Genomic DNA, 12,310 nt, shown 5'->3' on the forward strand with positions numbered 1-12,310 from the left:
CGCGCCGTGATCCGTCCCCGCACCGCCCTGGAGATCGCCGCCCTCGCGGCCCAGCGCTTCGTCGCCCATGACGGCTGGGCGATCGCCAGCCACATCGCGCTCTCGCTCCTGACCTCGCTGTTCCCGTTCCTGATCCTGCTCACGGCGCTGGCCGGTGTGTTCGGCACCAAGTCCCTCGCCGACGAAGCCGGCAACCTCTTGTTCGAGATCTGGCCGAGCGAGGTGGCGGGACCGATCGCCAACGAGGTCCACCGGGTGCTGACCGAGCAGCGCGGCGGTCTCCTCACCCTCGGCGCGGTGCTGGCGCTCTACTTTTCGTCGAGCGGGGTCGAGAGCCTGCGGGTCGGGCTCAACCGGGCCTACGGGTTGCGGGAGATGCGGCCGTGGTGGCTCACGCGGCTGGAATCGATCGGCTACGTGATCTGCGCCGCCTTCGCGATGCTGGCCTTCACCTTCCTGGTGGTGCTGGGCCCCCTGGTCTGGCGCGGTCTCTTGCTGGTGGCGCCGGGGCTGGAGCCGCTCGGCCTCACCGTCGCGGTCGGCCGGGTCGGCGTGACGGTGCTGCTCGTCGCCAGCGTGCTGGTGATCGCCCACAAGTTCATCGCCGCCGGGCGCCGACCGGTGGCCATGGTGCTACCCGGCATCGCCGTGACCCTGTGCCTGTGGGTGCTGGCCGGCCTCGGCTTCGGGATGTACCTCGACCGGTTCTCGAGCGCCTACGTGTCGACCTACGGGGGCCTCGCCACCGCGATGGTGTTCCTCGTCTTCGTCTACTGGCTCGCCGCGATGTTCCTGTTCGGCGGCGAGATCAACGGCACGGTGATCGCCGCCCGCCGCCGCCGGCTCCAGGCCCGGGCCCAGAGCCGGCGGGACACCGTGAAGCTGATGTAGGGGCCTTCCGCTCAAGAGGGTGGCCGGGGGCATCCCGGCCGGCGCAGGGTCATTCCTGGCCCACGCCCAACGTCTTCCCCGGTAGAGTGGCCGACACACGCTTTCACCGCGTGATTGTGTCCCGCAAGTTACTGAGGCGGCCGGCGCGATGGCGTATGCTGGTGCTTCGCTTGCGACGCGTCACAGCCGGGACATCGTCGGAGCGGGTGATCGTCGAACGACCAGGGCGGCCAAGATGATGGGGCATATGGGACGATCTTTCATCGCGCTTGCCTCGCAGGCGATGCGTCGGACCTTCGTCCCGTCACTGCCACGAGACTTGCCGCCGGTCGAAACGCTCGCCCCTCGCGGACCGATCGACGAGAGCCAGGACCATCGGATCTGCGGCCCGATCGACCAACTCGGCGGCGTCGTTCAGCTCATTCGCTGCCCCGACGATCATCTGAGCGGCATCTCGATCCGCTTCGGGATCCATTGCCGCCCCCAGGCGATCCCGATCGTCGTCGAACTCTTCGAGGTCGACGAGCATCATGTCGGCCCGGCCGCATGGCCGGAGATCGCGACGGAGGCCCTGGCAAGCTGCACGATCGAGCCGGGCGAACTGATCGACAACGCGTACCACCACGTCTACTTCCCGAATTTCCCGAACTCGAAGGGCGCCCTGTTCGCCCTCAGGCTCACCTCGCCGGCGATCGGCGCGCACGAGTCGCCGACGGCGTTCGTCTCGCGCGGCGAGGAGCGGATCGCGGGCCATGGCGGGCTTCACACCCGCGACGGCCTGTTCGTGTCCCACGGCCTGCAGGCGAGACTGATCTTCAGCTCGCCCGAGACCGTGGCGAGTTCGCCGCCCGGATTGCTGTACAGCCCGCTCACCTCCTGCAACATGAACTGCACGCACTGCATCTCGCGGCATTCCCGCAAGCGTGCAGTCCGCATGTCGTCGGCAATCAAGGACGAGATCAAGGGCCTCGTCGCGGCGGGCAAGATCACCTGGATGTTCACCGATTACAGCGGCGACCTCCTGTTCGCCGACCACAAGAAGCCCGGCGAACTGGATTACGTGACGGGCCTCGGCATCGCCGTCCATATCGACACGAACGGCGCCTACCTGACGGATGAGCGCATCGCCAAGATCATGGCGTCCAAGGTCGACGCGGTCAGCATCTCGATCGATGCCGCGACCGACGAGACCTACCAGACCATCCGGATCGGCGCGCCCCACCTCGACACCATCTTCGATGCCGCCGCGCGGCTGGTCGAGGCGCGGGCGCGGCACGGCCGGGACCGGAACCTGGTCATCAGCCTGGGATTCACGCTGATGCGGTCGAACATCCACGAATTGCCGCGTTTTGTGGAGCGGGCCGCGCAAGCCGGCGTCGATACCATCGGCTGCCGCCATCTCGAGGTCTACCACGCCCCGATGCTGGCCGAGTCCCTCGTCCACGAGCCGGAGCGCTTCAACGCCATGCGCCGCGACGCCGTGGCCCTGGCAGAGACCCTCGGCGTGCAGCTCAATATCGGCGAGGAATTCCACGACCGTCCCGGCACCGGAAGCCCGCAGCCCTGCCTCCTGCCATGGGAAACCGCGACCGTCCTGGCGAACGGGGACGTCATGGCCTGCTGCGTGCCGGGCGCGAAGATCGGCAACCTGACGGAGGATACCCTGGAGGGGATCTGGACCGGGGAGCGCTATCGCCGCCTGCGCCAACGCATCAACTCGAGCGACCCGCCCGAGCTCTGCCGTTCCTGCCAGTTCCGGAACGCGGTGAACCGCTACGGCGCGCATAACAGCCTCAACCGGGACGGCATCCCGACTGCAACCTTCGACGACGATCTCTGAACGGATCGGCGAGGAGACGCCCCTCCACCGTCCGCGAAGCCCGGCGCCCGGCCCGGTCAGCTCCAGGCGTGGAACGGCGGGTTGACTCCGTTGAGTGCATGGTTGCCGACGATCGCCACCTTCCAGCGCACCGGGTCGTGAAGGGTGTGGGTGCGGGCGTTGCGCCAGTGCCGGTCGAGGTTGTGCTCGGCGAGCGTCGAGCGGGTGCCGGACAGTTCGAACAGCGTGTTGGACGCGGCGAGCGCGACCTCGGTGGTCAGCACCTTCGATTCCGCCACCGCGAGCTGGGCCGCCGCCACGCTGTCGGGCGTCGGCTCCGCGACCGCCGCGTCGATGGCGAGGCCGGCCCGGTCGAGCAGGGCTTCCGCCGCGTGCTGGCGGATCGTCAGGTCGCCGACGGCGCGGATCGTGTAGGGGTCGTCGGAGGCCCGCTCCTGGCCGCTGTCGATCCAGGGCCGCGCCTTCTCGCGCACGAAGGCGATGGTATCGTCGAGGGCGGCGCGCCCGATTCCGGCATCGATCGCCGCCTGGATGATCTGGAAGATCGCGCCGTCGACCCGCGGGGCGGTGTAGCCGCGCCAGGCCGGCACCAGGCGGCTCTTTTCGACCCGCACGTCGTCGATGAGCACGGTGCCGCTAGCGGTGCCGCGCTGGCCGAAGCTCGACCAGTCGTCGATGACGGTCAGCCCCGGCGCGTCGCGATCGGCGATGGCGTACCAGGGCCGGCCCTCGTCATCGATGGCCACGATCGGCACGAGATGGGCGAGCAGCGCCCCCGTCGCGTAGAATTTTCGGCCCCGGACGACGACGTGGTCGCCGTGATCGGTGAAGCGCGTCTCGAACTCGGCGGCGCGCTTCGTGCCCTTCTCCGAGAAGGCGTTGCCGAAGCGGGTGCCGGCGAGCACCGCGGCGAAGAGGTCGGCCTGCTGCTCCGGATCGGAGACGGTGCGAATCGCCGCGACGATGCCGAGGTGGTTCTGGGCGATCTGCGCGATCGATGGATCGGCCGCCGCCACGATGGCGATCACCTGGGCGAGGGTCCGGTACGACACCTCGGGCCCGCCATGGCTGCGCGGCACGTTGATCGACCATAGCCCGCTCTGCGAGAAGGCGTCGAGTTCCGCCAGCGGACGGGCGCCGGTGCGGTCGCGCTCCGAGGCGCCCTCCCGGAACCGGGCGGCGAGGGCGTGGGCGATCCGGATCGCCTCCGCGTCGTCGCGGATGACGTGCGCGGGCTCGGCCGGGCGGGCGGGGCCGGGCGCGCCCCGCGGCGCAGGCTCGGCGATGTGGCTCGGATTGACGGCGATGTTCATGGGCTGGCTCCGCAATCGGTGGACAGGATTGGCGGTAGGCGGGGGCGTCCCCTTCCCCGGCGCGCGGGGCAAAAGGTCCGACGCTCGCGCAGGCGGGATTGCCGGCTCGTCAGACATGAATCGGACAAGGATGATCGCGATCAATGGCTTCGACTTGATCGTGCCGCAGAAGAATTGCCGACGGATGCCGCTTCGTCAAACGAAGCGTTCCGCTTAATTTCTCTGATTTCTAAAAATTCGTTTTCGCCGATCGGCGATCGGGCAAACGCATTTTTTCGGCGCGGGAGCGTCGGCTGCGATCGACGGCGTTGGTTCGAAGTCCGATCGGCTTGCCCGAGACCTAATCGATGCGCCGCCAGCGTGAGCCGCTCACCGCGGCCCGGGCCGCTGATAGGACATGCCTACCCGCCGCCACCCCGTCGGCCGCGGGGGCCGGCGGGGGCCGGCGTGTTGTCCTGGTTTTCATCGAGGAGCTTGCGCCAGCGGGTCAGGCGCTCGGGGTTGATCGCGCCGTCGGCGATGGCGGCCTGCACGGCGCAGCCGGGTTCGTGCGCGTGCGTGCAGTCGCGGAACCGGCACGAGGGGGCAAGTTCGGTGATCTCGGCGAACAGCGTTGCGATCCCGTCCTCGGCGCCGCTGACGTGCAGCGTTCGCATCCCCGGCGTGTCGATCACCCAGCCGCCCCCCGCGATGGCGTGCAAGGACCGAGAGGTCGTGGTGTGGCGTCCCTTGGCATCGTGTTCGCGAATCGCCCCGGTTTCCTGGGGAAGCGCCTGCCCGGGACCCGCGAGCGTGTTCACCAGGGTCGATTTGCCGACACCGGACGAGCCGACCAGCGCGAGGGTCTGCCCGACCCCGCACCACGGGGCCAGGGTGCGGGCCGCCTCCGGGCGCCGGGGATTGACGGTCACGACGTCGAGCCCGCGCTGCAACTCGGCGGCCTGACGGCGGTAGGCGTCGCCATCGGCCGCCATGTCGGCTTTGGTGAGCAGGATCACCGGATTGGTGCCGCCCTGGTTGGCCAGAGCCAGATAGCGCTCGAGTCGGGCCTGGTTGAAATCGGCGTTGCAGGAGGTGACGATGAACAGCGTGTCGACATTGGCTGCGGCGGGCTGCAGCGCCCGGCTGCCTTCGACGCGCCGCTCCAGGACCGTCCTCCGGTTCAGGCGGCGGTGGAGCATCCGGGTTCGAGGATGAACCAGGACCCAGTCGCCGACGGCGAAGTCACCGGTGTTCGTATGGACGGGAAGCGTCAGCTCGACCGGTCCCTCCACCGACAGGGCGCTCAGCCGTGAGCGGTGAACCATGGCAATCCGCATGGGAGCGAGATCGGTCTCGTGCGGCTCACGCTGCTCCTCGAAGAAGGTGAGCCAGCCCAGGCTCGCCAGCGGCGTAAGGGGGAGGAGGTGGGAAAGATCGGTCACCCGTCTGCCATGACATGACCCCGGTCTCGTGACCAGCAGCTCGCAAGCTCGACCAACGATGCGGGAAGGGGCAGGCGCACCTGCCCCTCGGAACACATGTCCTCACGCCGCCAGGGCGTACTCGTCCGGCTCCGGCGCCGCCATGAACTGCGCCCGGGCGAGCTCGGCGAAGCGGCCGCCCTCGGCCACCAGGTCCTCGAACGTGCCGCTCTCGACGATCCGTCCCTCGTGGAAGACCAGGATGCGGTCGGCGTCCCGGATGGTCGACAGGCGGTGGGCGATCACGAAGGTGGTGCGTCCCTCCATCACTGCTTCCAGCGCGCCCTGGAGCTTGCGCTCGGTGGCGGCGTCGAGGGCACTGGTCGCCTCGTCGAGGATCAGCACCGGCGGGTTCTTCAGCAGCGCCCGGGCGATCGAGAGCCGCTGGCGCTCGCCGCCCGACAGCGAGCGGCCGCGCTCGCCGATGACCGTGTCGAGCCCGTCGGGCTGGCGCGCCATGAATTCCGAGGCCTGGGCCCGCTCGAGCGCGTCGAGCATCTCGGCGTCGGTGGCGTCGGGCCGGCCGACCTGCAGGTTCTCGCGGATCGAGCGGGCAAACAGCATCGGCTCCTGGAATACCACGCCGATGTTGTGGCGCAGCGACGAGAGGCCGATGTCGCGAAGATCCTCGCCGTCGATGCGGATCGTGCCGGCATCCGGGTCGAAGGCGCGGTGGAGGAGGCCGAGCGTCGTCGACTTGCCCGAGCCGGTGGTGCCGACGAGGGCTACGGTCTCGCCGGCCCGCGCCGTGAACGACACCCCGTCGAGCGCCGGGCGGCGGCCGTCATAGGAGAAGCGCACGTCCTCGAACGACACGTCGCCGGAGAGCCGCGCCACTGACCTAGCGCCGGGCCGGTCGTGGACGGCGGGCACGGTGTCGAGGATGTCGAAGAATTCCTGCATCTTGGGCGCCTGGAGGAACAGGCTGTTGACGAAGGCGACGACCTGGTCGAGCCGGGCGACCAGCATGGTGGCGAGGCTCATGAACGAGACCACGTCGCCGACGGTGGCCAGGCCGTGGCCGTGCAGCACGATGCCGGTGACGAAGATCGCCGTCATGGTCAGGGTCGCCGAGGCGCGGGTGGCGACGGAGGCGAGCGCCCACCAGGACAGGACCGGGATCTGCGCGGCGAGCAGGTCGCGGATGATGCCGTGCATCGCCTCCTTCTCGGCCTTGGCGCGGGTGAAGGACTGGATCACCGCGACGTTGCCGAGCGCGTCCGAGGCATGGGCCGCGAGGCCCGAATGGTAGGCCTCGACCTGGCCTTGCAGCGTCTCGGTGCGGCGTAGGACGAAGGTGGTGAGCGCGGTGAACACCACCATCAGGGCGACCAGGATCGAGCCGAGCTGCCAGTTGAGGAACAGCGTCATCGGCAGGAGCACGACGAGGGAGACGAGCGCCGCGCAATGATCGCGGAAGAAGCCGAGCCAGGTCGCCGCCATGCCGCTCGTGCCCTCCAGCATCGCCTTCAGCACCCGGCCCGAGTGGTTGGCCGAGTGGAAGGCGAGCGGCAGGTCGAGGACGTGCTCGAAGTAGTTCGCCATCGCCGACAGCCGGCTGCGATGGGTGAGCCGGTCGGCATGGAGCGCGATCAGGACCCCGGCGCCGATCGAGAAAAGCCCGAAGCCCACCCAGGCGCCGACGAGGAGAAGCAGGCTCGACGTGCCGGCGCCGCCGGCCGGCAGGTGGGTGAGTCGGTCGATGATGCGGCCGAAGAGCACCGGCTCGGCGAAGGCCGCCACTGCCAGCGCGATGTTGGCGGCGGCCAGAAGCGCCCCGAGGCGCAGATCGGACCCGAGCTGGCCCATGACCCGAACGTAGAGCCTGATCAACCGCATCGACGGTGAACCCTGATGAGATGCCCTTGTGTGCGGACCGGGCCCTCGCCCACCGCCTGCCCCGCGCGCGGCCTGTTGTGGCGGCCGTTCGATCGCATGGTCATGTGTATGACTGTGTCTCGCTGAACGGCGCATGACGGCGCGGGCGCCGGGTTCGGCATTTTTACCGTTCGTTGAGCCTGTTCGCCGTAATCTCCGGGCCAGGACACACGCGACGGTCGGGACCGCGCCCTGCGACCGGGGCCGCGCGACGACGCATGAAGGGGCCGAGTTCAGATGGATATCGCAACCGGCGCCGGCCTCGTCGGCGGCATCGCGGTCGTGTTCGTGCTCATCATGATCGATGGCGGCAACTTCGCCGCCTATTTCGACAAGCACGCGGTGATCGTGATCTTCGGCGGCGCCACCGCCGCCACCATGCTGCGCTTCCCGTTCTCGGTCATCGTCCACGGCGTGCCGATGGGCCTGCGCTACGCCTTCAACATGCGGGCGATCCGGCCGCGCGAGCTGATCGACGAGATCACCAAGATCGCCGACGTGGTGAAGCGCTCGGGCCCGATGGCGATCGAGAATCTCGAGATCTCGGACCCGTTCCTGGCGCAGGGCGTACGCTACATCGCCGACGGCTACGACCGCGAGTTCATCCGCGACACGATGGAGCGCGACCGCGACAACTTCCTGATGCATCTCGACGAGGGCTCGAAGGTCTACCGCGCCTTCGGCGACTGCGCCCCGGCCTGGGGCATGATCGGCACGATTCTCGGCATGGTGACGATGTTCGCCAACATGTCCGATCCCTCGAAGCTCGGCCCCGCCATGGCGACCGCCTTGCTCGCCACCCTGTACGGCGCGCTCATCGCCAACATGATCACCCTGCCGATCGCCGACAAGCTGCACGTCAAGCTCGAGGAGGAGGACGTGTCGCGCACCCTCATCATCGACGGGGTGCTGCTGATCCGCGACTCGAAGAGCGCCTCGCTGGTGCGCGAGATGCTGATCGCCTACCTGCCGCACAATCACCGCGACGAGATGGCCGCCGAGGCGGCCTGACGCATCGTGACGAGACGGCCGCCCGAGGCGGCCCGACGCCTGCGCGCCCTTCGAGGAGACCTGAGCGGTGGCTAGAAAGAAGCGCGGGGCCCATGGCGGCCACGGCTGGTTCGTGACCTTCGCGGACCTGATGGCGCTGTTGATGAGCTTCTTCGTCATGATCGCCGCCTACTCGACGCAGGACCAGAAGAAGCTCCAGGCGGTGGCCGGCTCGATGCGCGACGCCTTCGGCAACAACCGCGAGTCGCGCTTCAACGGCATCATCGAGAAGGCCGGCCTGCCCGGCGCGACCAAGCCGCGCGACACCCGCGACATCGCCCCCGAGCAGGCGACCGACAAGCCCGAGCCGCCCAGCCCCGACGAGGTGCTGGCCAATGGGACCCAACGCAACTCCTACAAGGACGGGTTCGGCCTGGCGGTGACGTCCCTGCGCCAGGCGTTGCAGGACCTGCCGGAGATCGCCGAACTGTCGAAGAGCATCGTGATCGAGGTGACGGCACGGGGCCTCGACATCTCGCTGGTCGACCAGGACAACCGCTCGATGTTCCCGGAAGGCTCGACCCGGCCGAACGACCGCACCCGCCAGGTGCTGGAGCGGATCGTGCCCACCCTGCGCCGGCTGCCCAACCGCATCGCGGTGACCGGCTACACCGCCGCCGACCGCCCCGGCCGCCGCCCCGCCGCCCCGCCCTGGGAGCTGTCGGCCGGCCGTGCCGTCAGCGTGCGCGAGATCCTGGCCGGCAACGGCCTGCCGGGCGACCGCTTCGCTTCCGTGTCAGGCAAGGCCGATACCGAGCCGCTGTTCCCGGATAATCCGTACCTGCCGGCCAACCGCCGGGTGACGGTGACGCTTCTCAACGAGGCGCCGCCGACGCCGCGGGGGGTGGGATTTCCGTAAGGTCGAGCGTCGTGTGGGGTCCTTCAGTCAGGCTCGGAGGCAAGGGGAAGACGTTGTCAAGGAGCGACGAAACCCGCACGACATAAGCCGTGAGAACTTGGGCCCTATCGCTGAAGCATGATAACCCGAGCCACGATCTGACCTGAAGCGGACGTGGCTCGAAGCAGGCGGTGCCGCCTCGCCGCAGGCCCGACGACAAGGCCTGTCCACCGCGCCAAGGCCGCCCGAGAGTCCGCCGCATGCATCTTCCGACTGCGTCCTCCTTCGGCTCGTCCGAGGCGACCGAGCCCGGGGAGTGGGCCCGGCGGGCCGTTCGGGATTTCTGCTGGGCCGCGGCGATCATCCTGCCCTGCGCGCTGTTCTCCGCCTTGTTGACCCGGCTGCTGGGCCCGCTGTCGCTGTTCTGGCCGGCGAATGCCGTCCTGCTCGGCATGCTGCTGCGCAATCCCGGACGCGCCACCGGAGCGGGGTGGCTGGGGGCCTTCGTCGCCTACCTGGCGGCGGATCTGCTCGCCGGCACGGGCTGGCTCGCGAATCTGTGGCTCAACGGCGCCAACATGGCCGGCGTGGCGGCGGGCTACCGGGCGGCGGCACGCTGCCTGCCGGTCGGCGCGCGCCGGCTCGACCAGCCGCGCACCATGCTGTCGCTGCTGATCGTCTGCCTCGCCAGCGCCGGGGCCGAGGCGGCCATCGGCGGCGCGGCCGGCCCGGTGCTGTTCGGGCGGCCTCTGCTGCCCAGCCTGCTCGACTGGTTCCACGGCCAGGTCGCCATCGACATCCTCCTGCTGCCGCTCTTCCTCACCGCGCCGCAACCTGGGTCAGCGCGGCGCCTGCTGGCGGAGTTGTGGCCGTCGCGCCGGTGGCACTTCCCCGACATCCTGCCGGTCGTCGCCCTCGTTGCGTCCCTGGCCCTCGCCATTCTGCTCGGCGGACCGGGCGTCCTGGCCCTGCCGGTTCCGGCGCTGATCTGGTGCGCGCTGCGCTACCCGGTGTTTCCGACGATGGTGCTGACGGCGCTCCTGAGCACCGCCCAGCTCTTCGCCATCGCCCTGGGGCTGCTGCGGCTGCCGGACATCAACCTGCTCTACATCAACGCCATGCTGTCGGCGCGCCTCGGCATCGCCCTGGTGGCGCTCGGGCCGATGGCGGTGGCCATCGTCAACGCGGCGCGCAACGACCTGCTGCGCCGGCTCGACCACGTCGCCCGCTACGACCACCTGACCGGGGTTCTGCAGCGTGGGGCCTTCCTCGAACGCGCCGGCGCGCTGCTGGCCGAGCTGCCCGCAGCGGGCCGGCCGGCGGCGGTGCTGATGATCGACATCGACCATTTCAAGCAGATCAACGACCGGTTCGGCCACGCCCAGGGCGACCGGGTGCTGGTCGCGGTGGCTGCATTGCTGCGAGCGGGCTTGCGCGAAGACGCGGCCTTGGGACGGCTCGGCGGCGAGGAATTCGCCATTCTCCTGCCCGGCAGCGGCGCGGCGGAGGCCTGGATGACCGCCGAGCACCTGCGGCTGCGGGTGGCGGCCCTGTCCCTCCCGGGCGAGGACCATGCGGGCGGAACGCACCTGCCGCTTGCAGGGCTGAGCGCCAGCTTCGGCGTCGCGACCTGCGAGGCCGGCCTGCCGCAGGCCCTGGATGCGCTGCTCGCGCAGGCCGATGCCGCGCTCTACGCCGCCAAGGCGGCCGGGCGGAACCGGGTGGAGAGCGCCGCGGCGCCCCACGCTCAGACGGACGGCGTCCGGGCGTCGCCCGCAGCGCCGGAGGCGATCCAGGCGGTCTGACGGACGGCTACTTCGCCACCAGCAAAGCCCAATACTCCATGTATTTTGATCCCGACTCATATGCAGAGGCGTTCCCTCAGGCTCTCTGTCGAGTTGAGGGTCATAGAAACGTGAGGCGAAATCTTGCGCCACTCCTGCCTGAGGGTTTTCGGCCGACCACGCCGTCAGCTTTTGCAAGGTTCTGGACGGCAGCACCCCGGTCACTGCTTAAATGCCATCTTGTGTAAAGCCAATATCAAGCGCTATTTCTGAACGGTTCGGATAATAAACCAACCATCAAGTGACGGGGACAATTCAAAAACCGTATGCAGCGGCTGCAACAGTATAAACAGTCGCCGATATTAAAAATTATCTTTCTGTATGTATATTTTAATTAGTTTTTTGTTTTATTTACAGATACTTGTAATTGTATCTGCATGCTGCAGCTCGGTATGCATAAAAGTCTTCAGATTTCACGTTTATCTTTCTTTAAAATGTATCTCGCTAAATTCCTAAATGATGCCATTTAGACGCACGGACTTTAGCAATGTCAGGCGCATTTAAAGACCCTCACTTTATGAACCAGCGCGAAAGGTGGTTAAAGAGTTGGTTTAAGTCGGAAATGAGCTACTTTGCCATAAAAAATAATGCCCATCTTCTGATGAATGACCCGGAAATTGATGAATGCGGCTACGATATCACACTAGAGGAATCTTATTGTTACATTCCTATTCAACTAAAAACGAAAGCATTCTCGTCGAAAACATCGTCATGGAAAATCAGATGCGATTTCTTCAGGCCGTCGTTTTACGATCAGTCAAATACGAACTTTGATCTGACGATTGATGGACACCCATGCGGGATGCACGGCGGAGGCGGCGGCGTAGTATTACAGGAATTCGACGATTCTCCCAATGGAAATCCGATGAAAAATTTGAGATATTATTATTGTGACTTTCTTTATGTACTATCCATCGTGAGAGGGTTTTGGTCTTCGAAGCACTTCTCGCAAACAGACGCAAAAAAACTTCTTTTAAGAATTGCGTACAAGGCAGATTCCGATTATTTCGATTTGCCTAAACGTGCATTTTTGCCAATTAAGTCCCCCACATCCATACTATATTGGAGACTTCATATGGGAAACTATAGCAATTATATGTCTATATTTCTCAAAAATAACAAAAATCTGCCAGATAATGACATTGCTATACGCTTATATAGATATGACCGCTCACGACGGATGCCGCGAAAGC

General features: G+C 66.9%; 8 protein-coding genes. 5 read left to right on the top strand and 3 right to left on the bottom strand.

Annotation, left to right across the window (positions count from 1 at the left end):
* The first annotated feature begins 9 nt into the window (after positions 1–9).
* Together HBB12_RS17125 and HBB12_RS17130 are read left to right on the top strand one after the other, a co-directional pair.
* Positions 10–891 carry a YihY/virulence factor BrkB family protein gene (locus HBB12_RS17125; RefSeq protein ID WP_236992812.1) on the top strand — a complete coding sequence of 294 codons (882 nt, stop codon included), beginning with the start codon at positions 10–12 and terminating at the stop codon, positions 889–891.
* Positions 892–1,210: 319 nt separating this feature from the next.
* Complete coding sequence (locus tag HBB12_RS17130) at positions 1,211–2,731, top strand: radical SAM/SPASM domain-containing protein (protein ID WP_236990451.1); 1,521 nt, start codon at positions 1,211–1,213, stop codon at positions 2,729–2,731.
* 56 nt (positions 2,732–2,787) lie between these two features.
* Here the strand turns inward: HBB12_RS17130 and HBB12_RS17135 are convergent, their stop codons facing one another.
* From HBB12_RS17135 to HBB12_RS17145, 3 genes are all read right to left on the bottom strand, one after another.
* Complete coding sequence (locus tag HBB12_RS17135) at positions 2,788–4,044, bottom strand: SfnB family sulfur acquisition oxidoreductase (protein WP_236990452.1); 1,257 nt, start codon at positions 4,042–4,044, stop codon at positions 2,788–2,790.
* 401 nt (positions 4,045–4,445) lie between these two features.
* A complete protein-coding gene (rsgA, locus tag HBB12_RS17140) occupies positions 4,446–5,468 on the bottom strand; it encodes a ribosome small subunit-dependent GTPase A (protein ID WP_236990453.1) in 1,023 nt (340 codons plus the stop codon).
* Between the two features lie 102 nt (positions 5,469–5,570).
* The gene (locus HBB12_RS17145) at positions 5,571–7,346 is read right to left on the bottom strand and encodes a glucan ABC transporter ATP-binding protein/ permease (RefSeq protein WP_236990454.1); all 1,776 of its coding nucleotides are present in this window, start codon (positions 7,344–7,346) and stop codon (positions 5,571–5,573) included.
* Between the two features lie 276 nt (positions 7,347–7,622).
* Here HBB12_RS17145 and HBB12_RS17150 point away from each other — a divergent pair, with 276 nt between their 5' ends.
* The 3 genes from HBB12_RS17150 (at position 7,623) to HBB12_RS17160 (ending at position 11,078) form a co-directional block, all read left to right on the top strand.
* Complete coding sequence (locus HBB12_RS17150) at positions 7,623–8,396, top strand: motility protein A (RefSeq protein ID WP_236990455.1); 774 nt, start codon at positions 7,623–7,625, stop codon at positions 8,394–8,396.
* A gap of 67 nt (positions 8,397–8,463) precedes the next feature.
* The gene (locus tag HBB12_RS17155; protein ID WP_236990456.1) at positions 8,464–9,294 is read left to right on the top strand and encodes an OmpA/MotB family protein; all 831 of its coding nucleotides are present in this window, start codon (positions 8,464–8,466) and stop codon (positions 9,292–9,294) included.
* Positions 9,295–9,533: 239 nt separating this feature from the next.
* The gene (locus HBB12_RS17160) at positions 9,534–11,078 is read left to right on the top strand and encodes a GGDEF domain-containing protein (protein ID WP_236990457.1); all 1,545 of its coding nucleotides are present in this window, start codon (positions 9,534–9,536) and stop codon (positions 11,076–11,078) included.
* Positions 11,079–12,310: the final 1,232 nt, after the last annotated feature.

It is taken from the genome of Methylobacterium sp. SyP6R (assembly GCF_019216885.1).
In the GTDB taxonomy this organism is placed as follows: Bacteria; Pseudomonadota; Alphaproteobacteria; order Rhizobiales; family Beijerinckiaceae; genus Methylobacterium.